The organism is Agromyces sp. G08B096, from assembly GCF_040267705.1.
GTDB lineage: Bacteria > Actinomycetota > Actinomycetes > Actinomycetales > Microbacteriaceae > Agromyces.
In genome coordinates this window covers 1,888,302-1,910,888 of sequence record NZ_CP158374.1, presented here as the reverse complement: position 1 = coordinate 1,910,888, position 22,587 = coordinate 1,888,302, and the positions used below count along the sequence as shown (strand labels likewise).

General features: G+C 72.3%; 21 protein-coding genes. 15 read left to right on the top strand and 6 right to left on the bottom strand.

The window, feature by feature from the left end; translation table 11 throughout:
- Nucleotides 1-8 precede the first annotated feature (8 nt).
- The 4 genes from leuS (at nt 9) to holA (ending at nt 7,006) form a co-directional block, all read left to right on the top strand.
- Entirely contained in the window at nt 9-2,585 is a 2,577-nt protein-coding gene (leuS, locus tag ABIQ69_RS09240; protein ID WP_350346831.1) for a leucine--tRNA ligase, read from the top strand.
- Between the two features lie 183 nt (nt 2,586-2,768).
- Nucleotides 2,769-3,494 carry a ComEA family DNA-binding protein gene (locus ABIQ69_RS09235; protein WP_350346830.1) on the top strand — a complete coding sequence of 242 codons (726 nt, stop codon included), beginning with the start codon at nt 2,769-2,771 and terminating at the stop codon, nt 3,492-3,494.
- A 68-nt stretch (nt 3,495-3,562) separates the two neighbouring features.
- A complete protein-coding gene (locus ABIQ69_RS09230) occupies nt 3,563-5,929 on the top strand; it encodes a ComEC/Rec2 family competence protein (RefSeq protein ID WP_350346829.1) in 2,367 nt (788 codons plus the stop codon).
- Between the two features lie 90 nt (nt 5,930-6,019).
- Nucleotides 6,020-7,006, top strand: a complete 987-nt coding sequence (holA, locus tag ABIQ69_RS09225; RefSeq protein WP_350346828.1) for a DNA polymerase III subunit delta — start codon at nt 6,020-6,022, stop codon at nt 7,004-7,006.
- Between the two features lie 108 nt (nt 7,007-7,114).
- Here the strand turns inward: holA and rpsT are convergent, their stop codons facing one another.
- The 4 genes from rpsT to ABIQ69_RS09205 form a co-directional block, all read right to left on the bottom strand.
- Entirely contained in the window at nt 7,115-7,375 is a 261-nt protein-coding gene (gene rpsT, locus ABIQ69_RS09220; protein WP_350346827.1) for a 30S ribosomal protein S20, read from the bottom strand.
- A gap of 163 nt (nt 7,376-7,538) precedes the next feature.
- Nucleotides 7,539-8,363 carry an alpha/beta hydrolase gene (locus ABIQ69_RS09215; RefSeq protein WP_350346826.1) on the bottom strand — a complete coding sequence of 275 codons (825 nt, stop codon included), beginning with the start codon at nt 8,361-8,363 and terminating at the stop codon, nt 7,539-7,541.
- A gap of 2 nt (nt 8,364-8,365) precedes the next feature.
- On the bottom strand, nt 8,366-8,992 hold the full coding sequence (locus ABIQ69_RS09210) for a response regulator transcription factor (RefSeq protein ID WP_350346825.1): 627 nt from the start codon (nt 8,990-8,992) through the stop codon (nt 8,366-8,368).
- On the bottom strand, nt 8,989-10,272 hold the full coding sequence (locus ABIQ69_RS09205; RefSeq protein ID WP_350346824.1) for a sensor histidine kinase: 1,284 nt from the start codon (nt 10,270-10,272) through the stop codon (nt 8,989-8,991). The genes ABIQ69_RS09210 and ABIQ69_RS09205 overlap by 4 nt, the downstream gene beginning before the upstream one ends.
- Nucleotides 10,273-10,409: 137 nt before the next feature.
- Here ABIQ69_RS09205 and lepA point away from each other — a divergent pair, with 137 nt between their 5' ends.
- The 3 genes from lepA to hemW are packed head-to-tail and all read left to right on the top strand — an operon-like array spanning nt 10,410 to nt 14,180.
- Nucleotides 10,410-12,269 (top strand): translation elongation factor 4, encoded by a 1,860-nt coding sequence (gene lepA, locus ABIQ69_RS09200; RefSeq protein ID WP_350346823.1) that lies wholly within the window; start codon nt 10,410-10,412, stop codon nt 12,267-12,269.
- A 10-nt stretch (nt 12,270-12,279) separates the two neighbouring features.
- Nucleotides 12,280-12,930, top strand: a complete 651-nt coding sequence (locus ABIQ69_RS09195) for a DUF1990 family protein (RefSeq protein ID WP_350346822.1) — start codon at nt 12,280-12,282, stop codon at nt 12,928-12,930.
- Between the two features lie 2 nt (nt 12,931-12,932).
- Nucleotides 12,933-14,180 carry a radical SAM family heme chaperone HemW gene (hemW, locus tag ABIQ69_RS09190; protein WP_350346821.1) on the top strand — a complete coding sequence of 416 codons (1,248 nt, stop codon included), beginning with the start codon at nt 12,933-12,935 and terminating at the stop codon, nt 14,178-14,180.
- Here hemW and ABIQ69_RS09185 read toward each other — a convergent pair.
- Both ABIQ69_RS09185 and ABIQ69_RS09180 read right to left on the bottom strand, forming a co-directional pair.
- Nucleotides 14,164-14,577 carry a DUF4870 domain-containing protein gene (locus tag ABIQ69_RS09185; protein ID WP_350346820.1) on the bottom strand — a complete coding sequence of 138 codons (414 nt, stop codon included), beginning with the start codon at nt 14,575-14,577 and terminating at the stop codon, nt 14,164-14,166. The two genes, hemW and ABIQ69_RS09185, sit on opposite strands and share 17 nt — an antisense overlap.
- A gap of 101 nt (nt 14,578-14,678) precedes the next feature.
- The gene (locus ABIQ69_RS09180; RefSeq protein ID WP_350346819.1) at nt 14,679-15,197 is read right to left on the bottom strand and encodes a DUF4870 domain-containing protein; all 519 of its coding nucleotides are present in this window, start codon (nt 15,195-15,197) and stop codon (nt 14,679-14,681) included.
- A gap of 186 nt (nt 15,198-15,383) precedes the next feature.
- Between ABIQ69_RS09180 and hrcA the strand changes: the two genes are divergently transcribed.
- The 8 genes from hrcA (at nt 15,384) to era (ending at nt 22,507) form a co-directional block, all read left to right on the top strand.
- Complete coding sequence (gene hrcA / locus ABIQ69_RS09175) at nt 15,384-16,406, top strand: heat-inducible transcriptional repressor HrcA (RefSeq protein ID WP_350346818.1); 1,023 nt, start codon at nt 15,384-15,386, stop codon at nt 16,404-16,406.
- A 53-nt stretch (nt 16,407-16,459) separates the two neighbouring features.
- The gene (dnaJ, locus tag ABIQ69_RS09170; RefSeq protein ID WP_350346817.1) at nt 16,460-17,560 is read left to right on the top strand and encodes a molecular chaperone DnaJ; all 1,101 of its coding nucleotides are present in this window, start codon (nt 16,460-16,462) and stop codon (nt 17,558-17,560) included.
- A gap of 34 nt (nt 17,561-17,594) precedes the next feature.
- Nucleotides 17,595-18,329, top strand: coding sequence for a 16S rRNA (uracil(1498)-N(3))-methyltransferase (locus ABIQ69_RS09165; RefSeq protein WP_350346816.1), 735 nt, complete (start codon nt 17,595-17,597; stop codon nt 18,327-18,329).
- A 24-nt stretch (nt 18,330-18,353) separates the two neighbouring features.
- Nucleotides 18,354-18,713: an HIT domain-containing protein gene (locus ABIQ69_RS09160; protein ID WP_350346815.1), complete on the top strand. Its 360-nt coding sequence runs from the start codon at nt 18,354-18,356 to the stop codon at nt 18,711-18,713.
- Between the two features lie 76 nt (nt 18,714-18,789).
- A complete protein-coding gene (locus ABIQ69_RS09155; RefSeq protein ID WP_350349996.1) occupies nt 18,790-19,806 on the top strand; it encodes a PhoH family protein in 1,017 nt (338 codons plus the stop codon).
- Between the two features lie 34 nt (nt 19,807-19,840).
- On the top strand, nt 19,841-20,302 hold the full coding sequence (gene ybeY / locus ABIQ69_RS09150; protein WP_350346814.1) for an rRNA maturation RNase YbeY: 462 nt from the start codon (nt 19,841-19,843) through the stop codon (nt 20,300-20,302).
- Between the two features lie 2 nt (nt 20,303-20,304).
- The gene (locus ABIQ69_RS09145; protein ID WP_350346813.1) at nt 20,305-21,621 is read left to right on the top strand and encodes a hemolysin family protein; all 1,317 of its coding nucleotides are present in this window, start codon (nt 20,305-20,307) and stop codon (nt 21,619-21,621) included.
- Nucleotides 21,614-22,507, top strand: coding sequence for a GTPase Era (gene era / locus ABIQ69_RS09140; protein ID WP_350346812.1), 894 nt, complete (start codon nt 21,614-21,616; stop codon nt 22,505-22,507). The genes ABIQ69_RS09145 and era overlap by 8 nt, the downstream gene beginning before the upstream one ends.
- The last annotated feature ends 80 nt before the right edge of the window (nt 22,508-22,587 follow it).

Sequence of the window (22,587 nt, the reverse complement as noted above, 5' to 3'; positions counted from 1 at the left end):
AGAGACCCGTGGCCAACGAGCACGACATCGCGCAGCCGTCCGGCGCCGAGGCATACGACTTCGCCGCCCTCGAGGCGAAGTGGCTTCCGGTGTGGGAGGAGCGCGACCTCTTCCGCGCCGGCCGCGAGGGCGACACCCGGCCCCGCAAGTACGTGCTCGACATGTTCCCGTACCCCTCCGGCGACCTGCACATGGGTCACGCGGAGGCGTTCGGCTTCGGCGACATCGTCGCCCGCTACTGGCGGCACCAGGGCTTCGACGTGCTACACCCCATCGGATGGGACTCGTTCGGCTTGCCGGCCGAGAACGCCGCCATCAAGCGCGGCGTCGACCCCCGCGAGTGGACCTACGCCAACATCGCGCAGCAGAAGGCGTCGTTCCGCCGCTACGCGCCCTCCTTCGACTGGTCGCGCGAACTGCACACGAGCGACCCCGAGTACTACCGCTGGAACCAGTGGCTGTTCCTCGAGCTCTACAAGCAGGGCATCGCGTACCGCAAGGCCGGCATGGTCAACTGGTGCCCCGTCGACCAGACCGTGCTCGCCAACGAGCAGGTCATCGACGGGCACTGCGAGCGCTGCGGTGCGGTCGTCACCAAGAAGGCCCTGACGCAGTGGTACTTCCGCGTGACCGACTACGCCGACCGCCTGCTCGACGACCTCAACCAGCTCGAGGGCACCTGGCCGTCGAAGGTCGTCTCGATGCAGCGCAACTGGATCGGGCGCTCCTCCGGCGCCGACGTCGAGTTCGAGATCGAGGGGCGCGACGAGAAGGTGCCGGTGTTCACCACCCGGCCCGACACGCTCTACGGTGCGACGTTCATGGTCGTCGCCGTCGACTCGGAGCTCGCCGCCGAGCTCGCCGCGGGCGCCTCGGAGGAGGTGCGTCGCAGCTTCGAGGGCTACCTCGACTCGGTGCGCGCCGAGAGCGACATCGAGCGGCTCGCCACCGACCGGCCGAAGACCGGCGTGTTCCTCGAGCGGTATGCGGTGAACCCGCTGAACGGCGAGCGCCTGCCGATCTGGGCCAGCGACTACGTGCTGGCCGACTACGGCCACGGCGCCATCATGGCGGTCCCGGCGCACGACCAGCGCGACCTCGACTTCGCTCGGGCCTTCGACCTGCCCGTGCGCGTCGTCGTCGACACGAACGCGCCCGTGACCGGCGTCATCCCCGTCATCCCCACCGATGACGAGGGCAACCCGGTGCTGCCCGAAGACCTGCCGCCGCTCGACCCCGCCGCCACCGGCATCGCGCTCACCGGCGACGGACGCCTCATCAACTCGGGCCCGCTCGACGGCCTGTCGAAGCAGAACGCCATCCGCCGCGCGATCGAGATACTCGAGGAGCGAGGCACCGGACGTGCGGCGAAGAATTACCGACTCCGCGACTGGCTGATCTCCCGCCAGCGCTACTGGGGCACGCCGATCCCGATCATCCACTGCGCCGACTGCGGCGAGGTGCCGGTTCCCGAGAGCGAGCTGCCGGTGCGACTGCCGGATGCTGCGGGCCTCGACCTGAAGCCGAAGGGCGCGAGCCCGCTCGGTGCGGCCGAGGAGTGGGCCGTCGTCGCCTGCCCGAACTGCGGCGGCGAGGCGCGGCGCGACCCCGACACCATGGACACCTTCGTCGACAGCTCCTGGTACTTCCTCCGCTACCTGTCGGCGAACGACGACACGCAGGCGTTCGACGTCCGCGAGGCCGAGAAGTGGGCACCGGTCGACCAGTACGTGGGCGGCGTCGAGCACGCGATCCTCCACCTGCTCTACGCCCGGTTCTTCACCAAGTTCCTCTTCGACCGCGGCTACCTGAGCTTCACCGAGCCGTTCACAGCGCTGTTGAACCAGGGCCAGGTCCTGATGGACGGATCGGCCATGAGCAAGAGCAAGGGCAACCTCGTCGAGTTCGCCTCCCAGCTCCGCGACTACGGTGCCGACGCGCTCCGCGTGACGATGGCCTTCGCCGGTCCGCCCGAGGACGACATCGACTGGAAGGATGTCTCGCAGGCCGGGTCGTCGAAGTTCCTCGCCCGGGCGTGGCGCATCTCCGGCGAGGTCAGCTCGCCGACCGATGTCACCTGGGCCGACGGCGACCAGGCACTCAGGCGTCAGACGCACCGGCTCCTCGCCGACGCGCCCGGCCTCATCGAGTCGTACAAGTTCAACGTGGTCATCGCCCGGCTCATGGAGCTCGTGAACGCCACGCGCAAGACCATCGACTCCGGTCCCGGCGCCGCCGACCCCGCGGTCCGTGAGGCGGCCGAGGTCATCGCGATGATCCTCGACCTCTTCGCGCCGTACACGGCGGAGGACATGTGGCAGCGGCTCGGCTACGAGCCGTCGGTCGCCCTCGTGCCGTGGCGGAAGGCCGACCCCGCGCTCCTCGTCGAGGACTCGGTGACGGCGGTCGTGCAGGTCGACGGCAAGGTGCGTGAGCGCCTGGAGGTGTCGCCGAAGATCGGCGCGGATGAGCTCGAGCGTCTCGCGCGCGACTCCGCCGCGGTGCAGCGCGCGCTCGGCGACCGCGAGATCGCGAACGTCATCGTGCGGGCGCCGAAGATCGTGAGCATCGCCACGCGTCGCTGAGCGGATATCGGGCGGTCGGCTGACCGCCCGGCGCCCGTGACGCGGGATCGAGGGCGGGCGCGCGGTTGCGGGCGCGGGACCACGGCCTGCGTCCATCCCTCGACAGCGCGCGGTACCTCCGGATCGTCCCCGGTGCGCTGCAGCCGCGCCGGCGGAGGTGCCTGCGGACCGTAGCGTGCGAGCATGCCCGATTCGCCGGACCCGCAGGCTTCCGCGCCCGACGACGATCCGCTGGCGACGCTCGCCCCGTCGGCGCGCCGAGCGCCCGTGCGGACCAGGGTCGCGGTCGGTGCCGCCGTGGTCTGCTTCGTCGCGGCGGTGGCCGTTGCGGCGGTGCTCTCGGCGACGGCGGGCGGCGGTGGCGAGCAGGGGGTGATCGGTGCGGCGACCGCCCCGGCGGACGTGACGACGGACGCCCGCCCGGGCGGCAGCACAGCCGCCCCGACCGGTGAGGCGCCGGCCCTTCTCGTCCACGTGCTCGGGGGCGTCGCTCGACCCGGGCTCGTCGAGCTCGCCGCCGGCGCACGAGTGGTGGACGCGATCGCCGCGGCCGGCGGCCTCACTCCTGAGGCCGATCCGGCGGGGGTGAACCTCGCGCGCCCGGTCGCGGACGGCGAGCAACTGCTCGTGCCGCTCGTCGGACAGGAGCCCGTCGCCCCTGCCGGCGGCGCGGGCGGGGTCGCCGGGGCAGGCGCCGCCGGCGGCGCAGCCGGCGATGGTCTGGTCCACCTGAACACGGCGGGGCTCGCCGAGCTCGACACCCTTCCGCGCATCGGCCCTGCGCTCGCACAGCGCATTCTCGACTGGCGGGAGGCGAACGGCGGATTCAGCAGCGTCGACCAGTTGCGCGAAGTCGCCGGCATCGGGGATGCGACCTTCGCCGGGCTCGTCGATCTCGTCGCACTGTGAACGGCTCGGGAGGGGGCCCTCCGCCCACCGCGCGGCGGCGCGACCTTCGCCTGCTCGTTCCCGCCGGCGTGGCGTGGGCCGCGGGCTGGCTGGCGGTCGGGGCGCCCGACGCCGGCGTCGACGCGCGCGTCGTCTCGGTCGTCGCGTGGGGCGCGGCATCGGGCTCGCTCATCCTGCTTCTGGCGCTGCGGCGGCGGGCGAATCGGTCGAGCGAGCGGCGGGCGAGGCGAAGGGCGCGTGCGCTCGTCGTTCTGCCGGCCGTCGTCGTCGCGTGCGTCGCGGCCGCCCTCGTGGCGCACGCCGCCGCGACCGCTCTCGCGGTGCGCGCGGGCTCGCCGCTCCACCGTGCGGCCGCCGACCACGCCATCGTCGACATCATCGCGGAGGTCACGAGCGCACCCCGCGCCCTGGTCGCGCCGGCGACGATGCCCTGGCTCGCCGAGGCCGCGGACGGCGGCGGCACGGTGCGCTTCGACGTCCGTGTGACCGCGGTCGGCGGAGCGGAAGTCGCGCCGGTCAGCGCGACCGTGAACGCCGACGCGAGCGGCGACCTCGTCTTCGGTGCGGGCGTCGCGTTCCGCGCCGACGTCCGACAGGTGGAGGCCGCGGAGGCGCAGGGATTCCGCCTCCGGCCGGTCGGAGACGTCCACGTCGAGCCGCCGCTCGGTGTGCTCGACTGGGCGGCCGAGCTACGACGCGCGTTCGCTGACGCCGCCGAGCGACTCCCCGGAGACGGCGGGGCGCTCGTCCCCGGATTGGCGATCGGCGACACGGGAGCAGTCGGCGTCGAGCTCGACACGGCGATGAAGCTCGCCTCGCTCAGCCATCTCACCGCCGTCTCCGGTGCCAACTGCGCGATCGTCACGGCGCTCGCGTTCGCCCTCGCCGCTGCGTGCCGTCTGCCGCGGAGCATGCGGGTGGTGCTCGCACTGGTCGCCCTGCTGGCCTTCATCGCGCTCGTCACCCCGGAGTCGAGCGTGGTGCGGGCCGGGGCGATGGCCGTGGTCGTCCTGGTGGCCACTGCGACCGGCCGGACGGGCGGCGGAGTGGCCGCGCTGTCCGTCGCCGTCATCGTGCTGCTCGTCGCCGATCCGTGGTACGCGCGCGACTACGGGTTCGCGCTGTCGGTCTGCGCGACGGCCGGACTCCTGCTGCTGGCCGGTCCACTCGGTACCCGTCTCGCCCGGGTGATGCCGGCACCGTTGGCCGTGGTGATCGCCGTGCCGCTCGCCGCCCAGCTCGCATGCCAACCGGTGCTCATCCTGCTCGATGCGTCGCTCGCGTTGTACGGCGTCCCGGCGAACCTGCTCGCGGGCCCGGCCGCGCCCATCGGCACGGTGGCGGGACTTGTCGGATGCCTCCTGCTGCCGGTGCTGCCCTCCGTCGGCGTCGCTGCGCTGCAGGTGGCGTGGGTACCGGCGAGCTGGATCGCGCTCGTCGCCCATGGGGTGGCGGAGCTGCCTGCTGCGCGGCTTCCCTGGCTGCCCGACGCGCCGGGAGCGATCCTGCTCGCCGGCGTCACCGGCGCGTCCCTCTGGCTGGTCTCCACGCACCGTCGACCGCGCTGGGCGGTCCGTGCGGTCGGTCTCCTGACGCTCGTCGCCCTGGCGATCCCGCTCGGGATCCTCGTGGGCGGGCCCGCGATCACGCGGGCGGGCGCGCCCGGCGATTGGGCGGTCGCCGCCTGCGACGTCGGCCAGGGCGACGCCGTGCTGCTCCGATCGGGCGGCCGCGCGATGCTCGTCGACACCGGGCCGGAGCCCGCCGCACTCTCGCGCTGCCTCGAGCTCACCGGCGTCCTCCGCATCGACGTGCTCGTCCTGACGCACTGGGATGCCGACCACGTCGGAGGTGCGGCGGCGGTGGCCGGCCGCGTCGGGGCGGTGCTGCACGGGCCCCTCGACGGCCCGCGCTCCGCCCGGGTGCTCGACCCGCTGCGCGCCGGCGGGGCGACCACGGCCGAGGCCACGATCGGGCGCCGAGGGGTGCTCGGCGACCTGGCCTGGACGGTGTTGTGGCCGCCGGAGGGCGAGCCGCCCGGCAACGACGCCAGCGTCGTGCTCGAGACCCGCGCGGCCGAGTGGCGGGGACTCTTCCTCGGCGATCTGGGGGAGGAGGCGCAGAGCCGGCTGCGTGCTCGGACGCACCTCACCGGCTTCGACCTCGTGAAGGTGGCGCACCACGGCTCGGCCGACCAGTCGGCCGCCGTCTACGAGGACGCGGCCGCGACGGTCGGCATCGTGGGCGTCGGGGCCGACAACGGCTACGGGCATCCCACCGAGCGTGCACTCGAGCTGCTTCGCTCCGCCGGTACGGCCGTCGTCCGCACGGATGCCGGCGGCACGGCATTGCTCTCCGTCGACGACGGACGGTTCCGGCTGTGGTCGGAACGAGCGCCGCCGCCGCCCGCCGCAGCGGGCATGCCGCGCGGGTGAGCCCGCGTCGGCGGCCGAACGTAGGATGAAGCGGCGGCAACGGCGAACGGAGACAGAGTGGCGCAGCGCACGGCTTCGGCCAGGAGCAGGGTGGCGATCCCGCAGCTCGCGTGGAACCAGGTGCGTCCGGCGCCCGTCGTGCTCGTCTCAGGCGCCGAAGACGTCCTCGCCGAGCGGGCGATCACGATGCTCCGCGACTTCCTCCGCTCGGAGGATCCCTCGCTCGAGGTCAGCGACCTCGAGGCCGACGGGTACCGGCGCGGCGAGCTGCTGACTCTCGCGAGTCCCTCGCTCTTCGGCGAGCCGCGGCTGATCCGCGTGTCCGCGGTCGAGAAGGCCAGCGATGACTTCCTCGTCGACGCGCTCGAGTACCTCGAGGGCACCGCTGAGTCGACCACCGTCGTGCTCCGGCACCGCGGCGGTATGCGCGGCAAGAAGCTGCTCGACGCGATCCGCGCGGGCGGCGGCGATGCGATCGAGATCGTCTGCGCCGAGCTGAAGAAGGACGCGGAGAAGCAGGACTTCGCCCAGGCGGAGTTCCGGGCGGCCGGCCGGCGTATCGCCCCTGGAGCGCTCCGCGCGCTCGTCGGGGCGTTCAGCGATGATCTCGGAGAGCTCGCGGCGGCGTGCCGGCAGCTGCTCGCGGATGCGCCGGGCGACATCGACGAGGCGACGGTCGCGAAGTACTACGGCGGCCGCGTGGAGACGACCGCGTTCACCGTGGCGGACGCCGCCATCGCGGGCCGGCACGGCGAGGCGCTCGTCGCGCTCCGGCAGGCGATCGACTCCGGGGCGGACCCGGTGCCCATCGTCGGGGCGTTCGCCGTGAAGATCCGTACCATGGCGAAGGTCCACGGCGTCCGCGGCGGCTCCGGCCAGCTCGCGTCCAGCCTCGGCCTCGCGCCGTGGCAGGTCGATCGCGCGCGCCGCGACCTCGCCGGCTGGGAGGACGCCGGCCTCGCGCGGGTCATCGAGGCGCTGGCCGCCACCGATGCGGCGGTGAAGGGCGCCGAGCGCGACCCGGTCTTCGCCCTCGAGCGACTCGTCGGCCTCATCGCCGACCGCGGTCGCGACTGACGAACCGCAACCGACTCGGCCCAGGCGCGTGACGCCTGCACGCGCGCCGTGAACGCGGAACGGGCCCCGCACCGTGAGGTGCGGGGCCCGTTCCGGACTCGCAGGCGATTACAGCGCGGCGGCCTGCTTCGCGATGGCCGACTTGCGGTTCGCGGCCTGGTTCTTGTGGATGACGCCCTTGGAGGCAGCCTTGTCGAGCTTGCGGTTCGCGACGCGGACGGCGGCGACGGCCTTGTCCTTGTCGCCCGAGGCGATGGCCTCGCGCGCGGCGCGCACGACGGTCTTCAGCTCGCTCTTGACGGCCTTGTTGCGCTCCTGCGCCTTCAGGTTGGTACGGATGCGCTTGATCTGCGACTTGATGTTTGCCACGTGGTGTTCTTTCGTTCTCGTGTGGGTGCGGAAGTGCCGTGACGAGGTAGAGGGGCTCGCCTCCGGCGATTCGTGCGGGGTGGGACCCACACGCAAGCCAACAGGCAACGATACCAGCTTCGTGCTGAGGGCACCAATGCGGGAAAGACCGCCCGCGGAGCGGTCAGTGACGCGCCGGCTCGTCGTGGGGCGAGTCCGGTGACCGGCGCACCCGCGCGACGAGCGCCCGGCGGCGCTCGAGCTCTGCGACGGCGCCGAGGATGGCGGCCGTGAACGCCTCGGGCTGCACGAGGCTCACGAGGTGCGTGGCCCCGGGCACGATCACGAGCCGCGCGTCACGCGCGGCGCGGAGCATCCGTCGCTCTTCGGCGCGGAAGTGATCGAACCGGCCGTTCACCAGCCACACCGGGCAGGTGATGCGCGAGAGGTCCTGCTCGACGTCGAGTTCGCCGACCGCGGCGAGCGCGGGCCCCATGACGTCGAGCGCGACGCCGCCCGCGATCACGTCCTCGGCCGCCGCGGGCGGCAGGAAGGCGCGGACCATGGCGTCGTTCAGCCCGCGTCCGCGGTCGGGGAGCCGTCCGATGAGGTCCGCGAGGCGGCGGTAGCCGGCGATCGCGAGCCCGCGCGGCCTGGTCCCGCAGGAGGCGGCCACGAGTCCGTCGAGGCCGTGCGGCCGGCGCGCGGCGTAGGCGATGGAGAGGTATCCGCCGAGACTCAGGCCGACGAGGAGCCGCGGGATGGCGGCATCCGCCTGGGATCCGGCATCGGCGCCCGATGCGCCGTCCATGGCCGGGGGATTGAGCGCGGCGTCGATCGTCTCGACGGCGGCGTCGACGGAGAACGATTCGCCGATGCGCGGACCGTGCGCGGGCAGGTCGACCGCTTGCACATCGAGGTCGTGGGCGGCGAGCACGGCGAGCTGGTTCCGCCACATCGTGGCGGACGTGCGGATGCCGTGGACGAGCACGACGCGGGCGCGGGGCATCCTCAGCCTCCTCGGATCTGACCGAGCTCGCGGGCGCGGGCGACCGCCGCGGTGCGCGACCCGACGCCGAGCTTGGCGAAGATGTGGACCAGGTGCGACTTCACGGTCGCCTCGCTGAGGAAGAGTTCGCGGCCGATGTCGCGGTTCGACCGTCCGCCGGCGACGAGGGAGAGCACCTCGGCCTCACGCGCCGTGAGCCGGTGATCGCCGTCGCGGGCGGCGCGCAACCGGGTGGAGACGCTCGGCGCGAGCGCGGTGTCGCCGGCGGCGGCCGCGCGCACGGCGGCGATGAGCTCGTCGGGCGGGGCATCCTTCAACAGGTAGCCGCTGGCGCCCGCCTCGATGGCGCCGAGGATGTCTGCATCGGTGTCGTAGTTCGTGAGGACGAGGACGCGCGGCGCGGCCGGGGTGGAGCGGATGCGCCGGGTCGCCGCCGCGCCCTGCAGGTCGCCGGGGAACTGCAGGTCCATGAGCACGAGGTCGACGTCGGCGGATGCCGCGAGCGCGACGGCTTCGGCTGCGGTGCCGGCCTCGCCCGCGACCACGAGATCGGGCTCGGCCTCGAGCAGGGCACGGATGCCGGCACGGACGACGGGGTGGTCGTCGGCGAGGAGGACCCGGATGCTCATCCCGCCGCCTCCACGGGAAGCCGGACCGACACGGCGGTGCCGTCGCCGGGCGAGGACTCGACGACCGCGCTGCCGCCCAGCTGCTCGGCCCGGCGACGGATCGCGGCGAGCCCGAAGCCGCCGCGGGATGCCTCCGCCTCGACGGAGGCCGCCGGGCGAGCCGCGCCCGCCGCTCGGGCAACGCCCGCCGCCCTGGCCCCTCCGGCGTCGGGGGCGAACCCGATGCCGTCGTCGACGAGGTCGAGCGCGACCTCGTCGCCCAGGTAGGACAGGGTGAGGTCGGCGCGGGTCGCGTCCGCGTGCTGCAGGACGTTCGCGAGCGAGGCCTGCGCGGTCCGGAGGAGCGTCGCCTCGAGCGCCATCGGCAGCGGGATGGCGTCGCCGCTGATCGTGAAGCTCACCCGGGTCGGCCGCCCCGCCTGCGCGGCCTGCTCGCTGGTCGCCGCCGCCAGCCGCCGGAGCGCGGCGGGCAGGGTCTGCTCGTCGAGCGCGGGCGGCGTGAGCTCCCGGATGAAACGGCGGGTCTCCGCGAGGTTCTCCGCGGCCGTCTCCCGGGCGAGCCGGAGACGCTCCCTGGTCGTGGCATCCGGTACGTCGCGTTCGGCGGCGTGCAACAGCATCTGGATGCTCGAGAGCCCCTGCGCGACGGTGTCGTGGATCTCCCGCGCGAGGCGCTCGCGCTCGGCCAGCGACCCCGCCTCCCGGCTCGCCGCCGCGAGCTCCTCGCGCGTGGAGAGCAGATCGAGGATCAGCGCCTGCCGGTCACGGGTCTCCTGCGCCATCGCGCGGTAGCCGAGCCCGATGACGATCGCGACCCCGGCGGCGATGAACGGGCCGAGCACGCTGCCGACCTCGAAGCCCAGGTGGACCGTCGTGCCCCACACCGAGAGCGCGAACGTCACGACCACGAGCGGCACCGACCACGCGGCCGGCAGCACGTGCAGCTCGAGGAAGAACAGCGGGAACGCCAGGAAGGCGGCGTCGGGAGTGAAGACGTTGAGGGCGACCCAGAGCGCGATGAGCCCGGCGAGCCAGAGCACCCGCGGCCAGGCCGGGAAGTGCCGGTGCGCCGCGGCGATGCCGGCGCCATACCAGACGAGGAAGAGCACCGCGAGGACGGTGATCGTGACCTCGTCGGGTCCGTCGGCGAGCAGCGCTCGCACGACGACGAAGAGCGCCAGCCCGACGACGAGCACGTGCAAGCCGAGCCGGAGGGCGGTGAACACCGGCCGCAGCGCCGACGGCGCCACGCCGCCGGGCGGAGCCTCGAGCACGGTCATGATGCGATCAGCGTAGCCTCGGGGCCTCGGCCGGGGCATCCATCGAAGGTGGGAGCGGGGGTGCGGGCCGCGACCGCCGCGGCGCCGGAACCGCGGGCGGCGCGGGCGGCGCGCCGGATCATGGGAGAATCGTCGGGATGTCTCCGAGAGCCGCCAACCCGCCGGTGCCAGCCGCCACCGACCCCGCGCTGATCCGCAACTTCTGCATCATCGCGCACATCGACCACGGCAAGTCGACGCTCGCCGACCGCATGCTCCAGATCACGGGCATCGTCAGCGACCGCGACATGCGCGCGCAGTATCTCGACCGGATGGACATCGAGCGCGAGCGCGGGATCACCATCAAGAGCCAGGCGGTCCGCATGCCGTGGCAGGTCGACGGCACCGGGTACGCCCTGAACATGATCGACACGCCCGGTCACGTCGACTTCAGCTACGAGGTGTCGCGTTCGCTCGCCGCATGCGAGGGCGCCATCCTCCTCGTCGACGCCGCGCAGGGCATCGAGGCCCAGACGCTCGCGAACCTGTACCTCGCGCTGGAGAACGACCTCGAGATCATCCCGGTGCTGAACAAGATCGATCTGCCCGCCGCCGAGCCCGAGAAGTACGCGCGGGAGCTCGCCGACCTCATCGGCGGCTCGCCCGACGACGTGATGCGGGTCTCCGGCAAGACGGGCGTCGGCGTCGAGGAGCTGCTCGACCGGGTCGTCGAGCGCATCCCGGCGCCCGTCGGCGATGCCGATGCCGCAGCCCGGGCGATGATCTTCGACTCGGTCTACGACCCGTACCGCGGCGTCGTCACCTACGTCCGCATGGTCGACGGCAAGCTGAATCCGCGCGAGCGGATCCAGATGATGTCGACGAAGGCGACCCACGAGATCCTCGAGATCGGCGTGAGCGCACCCGAGCCGACGCCCACGAAGGGCCTCGGAGTGGGCGAGGTCGGCTACCTCATCACGGGCGTGAAGGATGTCCGTCAGTCGAAGGTCGGCGACACCGTGACGACCGCGGTGAAGCCGGCCGCCGAGGCGCTCGCGGGCTACACCGAGCCGCTGCCGATGGTGTTCTCGGGTCTGTACCCGATCGACGGCAGCGACTACCCCGAGCTCCGCGAGGCGCTCGACAAGCTGAAGCTGTCGGATGCCGCGCTGGTGTACGAGCCCGAGACCTCGGTGGCCCTCGGCTTCGGGTTCCGCGCCGGCTTCCTCGGCCTGCTGCACCTCGAGATCGTGACCGAGCGGCTGCGCCGCGAGTTCGGCCTCGACATCATCGCCACGGCGCCGAGCGTGGTGTACGAGGTGACCACCGAGGACAAGAAGACGGTCACGGTCACCAACCCGAGCGAATTCCCCACGGGCGGCAAGATCGCCGAGGTCCGCGAGCCCATCGTGAAGGCCGCGATCCTCGCCCCGAAGGACTACGTGGGCACCATCATGGAGCTCTGCCAGTCGCGTCGCGGCACCCTGCTCGGCATGGACTACCTCGGCGAGGACCGCGTCGAGATCCGGTACCACATGCCGCTCGGCGAGATCGTGTTCGACTTCTTCGACCAGCTGAAGTCGAAGACGGCCGGGTACGCGAGCCTCGACTACGAGCCCGCGGGCGACCAGGCGGCCGACCTCGTGAAGGTCGACATCCTGCTGCAGGGCGAGCAGGTCGACGCGTTCAGCGCGATCGTCCACCGCGAGAAGGCGTACGCGTACGGCGTCCTCATGACGGGCCGGCTCCGCGAGCTCATCCCGCGCCAGCAGTTCGAGGTGCCCATCCAGGCCGCCATCGGGGCCCGGATCATCGCGCGCGAGTCGATCCGTGCGATGCGCAAGGACGTCCTCGCGAAGTGCTACGGCGGCGACATCACCCGCAAGCGGAAGCTCCTCGAGAAGCAGAAGGAGGGCAAGAAGCGGATGAAGATGGTCGGCCGCGTCGAGGTGCCCCAGGAGGCGTTCATCGCCGCGCTCTCAGGAGAGACCGAGGGGAAGAAGGACGGCAAGAAGTAGGCTGTCCCGGATGTCTCGTCGCAGTACCTTCACCGATCAGTCCGTCACGTACGGCGCCATCGGCGCGACCCTCGACCCCGACTTCCTGCGCTACCCGCCCGCCGGATTCCGCCCGGCGGAGGATTCCGTGAAGCTCGGCTCGGGCCGGGAACGCTTCGAGCGGGCCGCCGATGCGCTGATGACCTGGGGCGTGCAGCAGGGGTCCGGCTTCGAGGTGACGGATGCCTCGCCCGGCACGGGCGCCCAGTACACCGGTGTCGCGTACGACGCCGACGGGGCGCCGCTCGCCGAGCAGCCGGCGCCGCGCACCGAGCAGCGCTTCGCGGCCGACGGCACCCCCTACCTCACCGCGGGCATGACGGCGACGCTGGTTCGCCGGGGCCGGTTCCGCGCGCGTTCGATCCCCGTGCTCGTGGTGTACGTCGTCGACGACCCCGACCGCATCGGCTTCGCGTACGGCACGGCCGGGCCCGCCCCGGAGCACGGTGAGGAGTCCTTCATCCTCGAGCGCCGCGACGACGACACGGTCTGGCTCACGGTCCGCTCGATCCTCGAGCCGGCCGGCGGGATCCGGCGGCTGTTCGCTCCGGCGCAGCGCCGTCGTCGGCGCGAGCTGGTCAAGCGCCAGCTGCGGGCCCTGCATCCCGCGTTCCCGAGCTGACCGTGGCCGGAGCCCTCCCGCTCGGCGACCCGGCACCCGCCGACGGTCTCCTTCCGCCGACCGCGGCCGAGCAGGCTGTCGAGCGCGCGTTCGGCGTGTACGTGCACGTGCCCTTCTGCCGGGTGCGCTGCGGGTACTGCGACTTCAACACCTACACGGCGAACGAACTGCGGGGCGTGCGCCAGTCGGACTACGCGGCGCAGGCCGCGTCGGAGATCCGCTTCGCACGTGAGGTGCTCGAGGCCTCGGGCGTGCCGGGGCGCGAGGCATCCACCGTCTTCTTCGGCGGCGGCACGCCGACGCTCCTGCCCGCCGACGATCTGATCGCGATGCTGCGCGCGGTCCGCACCGAGTTCGGACTCGCAGACGGCGCCGAGGTGACGACCGAGGCGAACCCCGATTCGGTGGGCCGCGACGACCTCGCACGACTCGCCGACGCGGGGTTCACGCGCGTCTCCTTCGGCATGCAGTCGGCAGTGCCGCACGTGCTCGCGACGCTCGACCGCACCCACGATCCGGCGCGCGTGCCGCTCGTGGTGCGCTGGGCCCGCGAGGCGGGCCTCGACGTGAGTCTCGACCTGATCTACGGTACGCCGGGGGAGTCGCTCGACGATTGGCGCCGGAGCGTGGACGCGGTGATTGACGAGCGACCCGACCATGTGAGCGCGTACGCCCTCATCGTGGAAGACGGTACGAAGCTCGCCCGGCAGATCCGGCGCGGCGAGGTGGCCGAGCCGTCCGACGACCTCGAGGCCGACATGTACGAGCTCGCCGACGACCTGCTCGCAGCGGCCGGCTACGAGTGGTACGAAGTCAGCAACTGGGCGGCCGGCGCCGGGCATCGCTCGCGTCACAACCTCGGCTACTGGCGAGGCGACGACTGGTGGGGCGTCGGGCCCGGTGCGCACAGCCACGTCGGCGGGGTGCGGTGGTGGAACGCGAAGCATCCGGCGGCGTACGCCGAGCGCCTCGCTGCCGGCGTGTCTCCGGCCGTGGGGCGGGAGACGCTCGATGCCGAGACCCGGGCGACGGAGCGCGTGCTGCTCAGCTCGCGCATCCGGGACGGGCTCGACCTCCGGACCCTGCCCGCCGCGGGTCGGCAGGCGGTGGCTGGGCTCATCGCCGACGGCCTCGCAGACGCGAGAACCGCCCTCGCCGGGAAGCTGGTGCTCACCCGGCGAGGGCGGTTGCTGGCCGACGCCGTCGTGCGGCGTCTGCTGGAGGGTTCGGAGCTCAGCTCACGAACTTGATCGCGAGCGGGTAGGTGTAGGGCTGGCCCTGGTTCGCCTTCACCGCGGCGATGATCGAGAACACGATGTTCACGACCCAGACGATCGGGAACAGGATGAACCCGATGAACACCAGCATGAGCACGTAGCTCGCGATGTACGCGATGAGCACGGTCAGCTGGAAGTTCAGCGCGGTGGCGGTGTGCGCCCGGATGAAGGGGCCCTTGTCCTTCAGGACGAGGTAGCCGATGAGCGCCGGCAGGAAGTTGAAGAGCGCGCCGCCGATGTGGATCAGCGTCGCCCAGAGCTTCTCGTCGGCCGGGCTGAGCGGCTGGCTCTGCTGGTACGGGCTGGCGGGCGGGGGAGGCGTCGGCGGCCCCGGAGGGGTCGGCGGCGTGGGAGGCGTTTGGTCGGACATGGAGGCTCCTTCTTCGTGCCCGTCATTCGCGGGTCGTCGCCATGTTCTCAGACGAGCGCGCCGGGGCGGAAGACCCGCCCCGGCGCGCCGGTGCCGCCCGCCTACTTGACGAGGCGGATGGCGAAGGGGTACCGGTAGCTGCCGCCGGCGTTCACGCGGACCGCGGCGATGATCGAGAAGACCACGTCGGCGACGACGATCGCCCAGGCCACGAGCCCGAACACGAAGCTCAGGCCGGCGAACGCCGCGAACGAGCCGAGGCCGAGCGCGGCGGCGAACACGATGCCGAGGATGATCGCGGACAGGATGGTCCAGACGAGGAGCGCGGCCACCACCGTGATCTGGAAGTTCAGCGCCTCCTTCGACTCCTGCCGGGTGAGCGCACCGCGCTTGCCGAGCGCGAGGAAGATGATGAGCGCCGGCAGGACGGCGAGGAGACCGGCCCAGCCGCTCAGCCCGCCGAGGATGATGAGCACGCCGCCGAGGTGGGCGAACATCGCCCACTGCTTGTCCTGGGCGGGGGTCAGCGGCTCCGCGGGGTGCGCCGGCTGCGGGGCCGGCGCCGAGGGCGGCGTCGGGGGGACGTTCGCGCCGGGGTTCGACGCGTCGGGGTCGGTCATGGGCTGCCTTTCGGACGGGAGGGATGGTGCCGCGATGCGCGCGGCGTCCGCGTGGGGACGGGGGAGTCGCGGACCTGCATACGGTAGCGTCGCGGCGGGACGCCCGGCAACGGCGGAGTCCCGGAATGTCGCGGTATCATTAGCACTCAGGCGAACGGAGTGCTAAGAACGGGAGGGCGAGGGTCGATGGTCTCGGAACGCGGACTCGCGGTGCTGCGTGCGATCGTGCAGGACTATGTCGCCTCCCGCGAGCCCGTCGGCTCGAAGTCGATCGTCGAGCGCCACTCCTTCGGGGTGTCCGCCGCGACGATCCGCAACGACATGGCCCTCCTCGAAGAGGAGGAGCTCATCGCCGCGCCGCACACCTCCTCGGGGCGCATCCCGACCGACAAGGGATACCGCGTCTTCGTCGACCAGCTGACCGACGTCCGGCCCCTGACCCCGGCGCAACGGCACGCGATCGAGACCTTCCTCGGCGAGGCCGGCGACCTCGACGAGCTCCTCTCGCGCACGGTAAGGCTCATCGCCCAGCTCACCAACCAGCTCGCCATCGTGCAGGTGCCGAGCTTCGCGAGCTCCCGCGTCCGCCACGTCGAACTCGTGCACCTCTCGCCGACGCGCGTGATGTGCATCCTGATCACCGACTCGGGTCAGGTCGAGCAGCGGCTCGTCGACCTCGGCGACGAGGTCGACGAGGAGACGCTCGCCTCGCTCCGCGTGCGCCTCAACGAGGTCGCCGACGGGCTGACGATGGCGGATGCCTCAGCCGCGCTCTCCGGCGAGATCGCGGGCGCCGACCCGCGTCACGCCGCCGTGCTCCACATGCTCGCGGCGACCCTCGCCGACCAGGCGCGAGCGCAGCGCGGCGACCGGCTCGTCGTCGCCGGCGCCGCGAACCTCGTCCGCACCGAGCAGGACTTCTCGGGCTCCATCCTGGGCGTCATCGAGGCCATCGAGGAGCAGGTCGTGCTCCTGCGCCTGTTCGGCGAGATGGCCGCCGACCCGCACGGCGTGGCCGTGCGCATCGGGCGCGAGAACGCGCCGTTCGGGCTCGCGGAGGCCTCCGTCGTCTCGAGTGCGTTCTCGGTCGCCGGCCGGGACGTCTCCCGGCTCGGCATCGTCGGCCCCACCCGCATGGATTACACCGCCAGCATGGCCGCGGTCCGGGCGGTCGCCCGGTACCTCTCGCGCACGCTCGGCGAGCACTGACCCGCGGCGGGCCGCGCGCCCGCCTGCACCACGATCGAAAGGAACCGCCCTCCGTGGCCGACCACTACGAGGTCCTCGGCGTCTCGCGCGACGCCACCCCCGATGAGATCAAGAAGGCGTACCGCCGTCTCGCCCGCGAGCTGCACCCCGACGTGAACCCCGGGGCGGAGGCATCCGAGCGCTTCAAAGAGGTCACGCACGCGTACGATGTGCTCTCAGACCCGCGCCAGCGCGAGCAGTACGACCTCGGCGGCGGCCAGGGCGGCTTCGGCGGCCAGGGCTTCGGCGGCTTCGGCGACATCTTCGAGACGTTCTTCGGCGCCGGCCAGCAGACCCGCGGGCCCCGGTCGCGCCGCGAGCGCGGCCAGGACGCCCTGATCCGGGTCGAGGTCGGCCTCGACGAGGTCATCTTCGGCACGCACCGCGACCTCGAGGTCGACACGGCCGTGGTCTGCGAGACGTGCCACGGCTCGTGCTGCCAGCCCGGTACCTCGCCCATCACGTGCGACATCTGCCACGGCACGGGCTCGATCCAGCGCTCGGTGCGCTCGCTCCTCGGCAACGTGATGACCTCGAGCCCGTGCGGCACGTGCCGCGGCTACGGCACGGTCATCGCGACGCCCTGCGCCACCTGCCAGGGGCAGGGTCGGGTGCGGGCGCGCCGCACGGTGCCCGTCGACATCCCCGCCGGCGTCGACACCGGCGTGCGCCTGCAGATGCCGGGCTCGGGCGAGGCCGGCCCCGCGGGAGGCCCGAACGGCGACCTCTACCTCGAGATCAAGGTGCGCACGCACGACGTCTTCAGTCGCAACGGCGACGACCTGCTGGCGACCCTCGAGGTCGCGATGACCGACGCGATCCTCGGCACCACCGCCACGATCCCGGCGCTCGACGGCGACGTGGAGGTCGAGCTGAAGGCCGGCACCCAGTCGGGCGAGATTCTCACCGTCAAGGACCGCGGCGTCACCAAGCTCCGCGGCTCCGGGCGCGGCGACCTCAGGATCGGCGTGCAGGTGGTCACGCCCACGAAGCTCTCGGGCAAGGAGCGGGCGCTCGTCGAGCAGCTCGCCGCGGCCAGGAAGCCGCACAAGCCCGAGCTCAGCCACTTCCAGCAGGGCCTGTTCGCGAAGCTCCGCGACCGGTTCCTCGGGTGACGGGCGAGCGGATGCCTCGACCGGAGCGGGCCCAATGAGCAGCCTCTACCTCGCCGAGTCCGCCGAGCTCGCGGGGCTCGGCCCCGGCGACCGGTTCGAGCTGACCGGTGACGAGGCCAGGCACGCGGTGACGGTCGCCCGCGTCCGGGTGGGCGAGCGGCTCGCGATCGGCGATGGGCGGGGCACGATCGTGCGCGGAGCGGTCGCCGCGACCGGCCCGCGTGAGCTCGTGGTCGAGGTCGGCGAAGTGGTGGTCGAGGAACGCCCCGACCGCTCGCTGACGTTGGTGCAGGCCCTCGCCAAGGGAGACCGGGACGAGCTCGCGGTGCAGGCCGCGACGGAGCTCGGCGTCGATCGCATCGTGCCGTGGGCGGCAGCGAGGTCGGTCTCCCGGTGGGACGGCCCGAAGGCCGAGAAGGGCCGCCAGCGCTGGGCGAGCATCGTGCGGGAGGCCACCAAGCAGTCGATCCGCGCGTGGCAGCCGGTCGTCGAGCCGGTTACCCCCACGTCCGGCCTCGCACAGCGCCTGCAGGGCACCCGGGTGCTCGTGCTCGAGCCGTCGGCGCCCGTCGCCCTCACCGACCTCGTGTTCGACGGACGCGACCTCGCGCTCGTCGTCGGGCCCGAGGGCGGAATCGCTCCCGACGAGCTGCAGCGTCTCGGAGCCGCGGGCGCCGAGGCCGTCAGGCTGGGGGCATCCGTGCTGCGCACCTCGACGGCGGGGCCGGCGGCGATCGCCGTGATCTCGGCCGCGATCGGGCGGTGGTGAGCCATCCGTCGCTACGATGGTGGGATGAGCGAGACCCGCGAACCGACCGTCTTCGAGCGCATCGCGGCGGGTGAGATCCCCGCGCGGATCGTCGCGGAGACCGACCGGGTGATCGCCTTCCACGACATCGCACCGCAGGCGCCCGTGCATGTGGTCGTCACGCCGAGGGCGGGCGACTACCGCGATGTGGTGGAGTTGGCGGCCGGCGACCCGGCGCTGCTCGCCGAACTCGTCGACGTCGCGCGCGGCGTCGCCGCCGACCTCGCGGACGGCGAGTTCCGCCTGGTGTTCAACACCGGCGCGAGCGCCGGGCAGACCGTCTTCCACGTGCACGCGCACGTGCTCGCCGGCGGCCTCGAGGAAGGCACCCTCGCCGGTGGGTGATCGCGACCTGCCCGTCGGCGCCGGCGAGGCCGGCGCCGCATCCGACGAGGAGCGCCTCGCCATCGACGGCATCGCGATGGTCCGCCTGCTCGGCCCGCAGGATCGCCTCCTCGCGAGCATCCAGCGCGAGTACCCCGATGTGACCGTCCACGTGCGGGGCAACGAGATCGCGATCCGCGGCGACGGGGAGCAGCGTCTCCGGGTCCGCCGCCTCATCGAAGAGCTCCTCGAGCTCGTCCGCCAGGGGCAGGACCCCACTCCCACCGAAGTCAGGAGCTCAGCGAGAATGCTCGACGCCGATCCGGGCTCCCGCCCGTCCGAGCTGCTCGGACAGGTCATCGTCGCAAGCCGCGGCAAGTCCATCCGCCCGAAGACGGAGGGCCAGCGGCAGTACGTCGACGCGATCGACGAGCACACCATCGTGTTCGGCATTGGTCCCGCCGGCACCGGCAAGACCTACCTCGCGATGGCCAAGGCCGTGCAGGCGTTGCAGCGCAAGGAGGTCAGCCGGATCATCCTGACCCGTCCGGCCGTCGAGGCGGGGGAGCGGCTCGGCTTCCTGCCCGGCACGCTGACCGACAAGATCGACCCCTACCTGCGACCGCTCTACGACGCGCTCAACGAGATGATGGACCCCGAGCTCGTGCCGAAGCTGCTCGCCTCGGGCACGGTCGAGGTCGCTCCGCTCGCGTACATGCGAGGCCGCACGCTGAACGACTCGTTCGTCGTGCTCGATGAGGCGCAGAACACCACACCGGAGCAGATGAAGATGTTCCTCACCCGCCTCGGATTCGGCTCGAAGATGGTCGTGACGGGCGACATCACGCAGGTCGACCTCCCGGGCGGGGCTTCGGGTCTCCGGCTCGTCACCCGCATCCTCGACGGTATCGACGACATCCACTTCGCCAGGCTGACGAGCGACGACGTGGTGCGGCACACCCTCGTGGGCCGCATCGTCGACGCCTACACCGAGTACGACCAGCGGCAGCAGGCGCAGCGGTTCGAGCGCGACCAGGCGCGCGAGTTCGCGAACCGCGCCGAGCGCCGCGGACGGGCGCCGCGCGACCACCAGCCGCCGCGCGCCAAGAAGTGACCCAGCCCGAGATCCGGACGGAGCGCTCCCGCAGATGAGCATCGAGATCACCAACGAGTCGAACGTCGACGTCGACGAGGCGGCCCTGCAGCGGCTCGCCGTGTACGCGCTCGACGCGATGCACGTGCATCGCGACGCCGAGCTGGCCATCCTGCTCGTCGACGAGGGCGCGATGGAGCAGCTGCACGTGCAGTGGATGGACGAGCCGGGGCCGACCGACGTGCTGAGCTTCCCCATGGACGAGCTTCGGCCCGGCACCGAAGACCAGCCCGCGCCGGCGGGCCTCCTCGGCGACGTCGTGCTCTGCCCGCAGGTCGCGGAGTCGCAGGCGAAGCAGGCCGGCCACACGCTCCTCGACGAGCTGCAGCTGCTCACCGCGCACGGCATCCTCCACCTGTTGGGGTTCGACCACGCCGAACCCGACGAGGAGAAGGAGATGTTCTCGATCCAGCGCGACATCCTCGTCGGGTTCGCGATGCAGGAGCGCCGTCGCTGACGATGCAACCCTGGCTCTTCCTCTTCGCCGCCTTCGCCCTCGTCGCGCTCGGCGGCCTGATGGCCGCCGTTGACTCCGCGCTCGGCGTGCTGTCTCGCGCCGATGTCACCGATCTCGCCCTCGTCTCCCGGGCGCGGCGCTCGCTCCTCGCGATCGCAGAAGACCCGGGCCCGCACGTCAACGCGGTCAACTTCGTGCGCATCCTCGCCGAGACGACCGCCGCGGTGCTCGTGACCCTCGCGTTCGCGATGTTCATCGACAACGTGTGGTTCGTGCTGCTCTGGTCGGCCCTCATCATGACCGGTGTCTCGTTCGTCCTCGTCGGCGCGAGCCCGAGGAGCGTGGGCCGGGCGAACGCCCGCACCGTGCTCCGCTGGTCGGCTCCGGTGGTGCGTCTGTTCCGCGTCATCCTCGGCCCGGTCGCCGGCGCGCTCGTCGCGCTCGGCAACCGCGTGACCCCCGGGCGGATCCGCTTCGCGGGCGTCTCGAGCGAGGAGCAGCTGCTCAGCATGGTCGACGAGGCCGCCGAGCTCGAGGTGCTCGAGCCCGAGGACCGCGAGCTCATCCACTCGATCTTCGAGTTCAACGACACGGTCGTACGCGAGGTCATGGTCGCCCGCACCGACATGATCACGATCGACGCGAGCGCGCACCTGCCGCAGGCGATGGCCGTCTTCCTGAAGGCCGGGTACTCGCGCATCCCGGTGGTCGACCGCGACGCGGACGACGTGACGGGGATCCTCTACCTTCGCGACCTCGCCCGGCTGGGCTTCGAGCGGCCGCTCGACGCCGAGGAGCTGACCGTCGGCGACCTCGCGCGGCCCGCGGTCTTCGTACCCGATTCCATGAAGGCCGACGCGCTGCTGCGCCAGATGCAGCTGGAGTCGAACCACCTGGCCATGGTCGTCGACGAGTACGGCGGCACCGCCGGCCTCGTGACCCTCGAGGACCTCATCGAGGAGCTCGTCGGCGACATCTCCGACGAGTACGACCGGGAGGCGGCGCAGGTCGAGCCGCTCGACGACGGTCGCTACCGGGTCAACGCCCGCCTGCCCATCGACGAGCTCGGCGAGCTCTTCGGGCTCGACCTCGACGATGAGGACGTCGACACGGCGGGCGGCCTGCTCGCGAAGGAGCTCGGCCGGCTGCCGCAGCCGGGCGATCGCGTCGCCGTGTCCGGCCTGCTGCTCGAGGCCGAGCGGACCGAAGGCCGCCGGAAGCGCATCGCCACCATCCTCGCCTGGCCCGACCAGGCGCTCATCGACGCGCGCACCGCCTTCGAGGCCGGCGACGCGGAAGGGAGCCGTGCACATGGCTGAGTACCGGGCGGGGTTCGTCTCCTTCGTCGGCCGGCCGAACGTCGGCAAATCGACGCTGACGAACGCCCTGGTGGGTGAGAAGGTCGCGATCACGAGCTCGAAGCCGCAGACGACCCGGCGGGCGATCCGCGGCATCGTGCACCGCGAGCACGGTCAGCTCATCCTCGTGGACACGCCGGGACTGCACCGGCCGCGGACGCTCCTCGGCGAGCGGCTCAACACGCTCGTGCAGTCGACGCTCGGCGACGTGGACGTCATCGCGTTCTGCGTTCCCGCGAACGAGGCGATCGGCCCGGGCGACCGGTTCATCAACGAGCAGCTCGAGCAGTATCCGCGCGCGAAGAAGGTCGCGATCGTCACCAAGACGGATGCCACGTCGAAGGCGAAGGTCGCCGAGCAGCTCCTCGCGGTCTCGGGGCTCAGGGAGTGGGCGGCGATCATCCCGGTGTCGGCCCCGCGCGGCGAGCAGCTCGACGTGCTCGTCGACGAGCTGCTGGCGCTCATGCCGGCCTCCGACCAGCCGCTGTACCCCGCCGAGGCGCGCACCGACGAGGACGTCGAGGAGCGCATCGCGGAGTTCATCCGCGAGGCCGCGCTCGAGGGCGTGGCCGACGAGCTGCCGCACTCGATCGCGGTGACGGTCGACGACCTCATCGAGCGCGACGACAAAGACCTGGTCGAGGTGTACGCCAACCTGTTCGTGGAGCGCGACAGCCAGAAGGGCATCATCATCGGCAAGGGCGGGTCGCGGCTGAAGGAGGTCGGAGCGACCGCCCGCGCGCAGATCGAGGGCCTGCTGGGGCGCAAGGTGTACCTCGCGCTGCACGTGAAGGTCGCGAAGGACTGGCAGCGCGATCCGAAGCAGCTCGGCCGGCTCGGATTCTGAACCCGCCGCCTCCTGGAGACCGCCTACATCCCGAGGATGATTCAGGCCGGCGCCGCCCGCGTGGCGCGGTGACGGCGCGT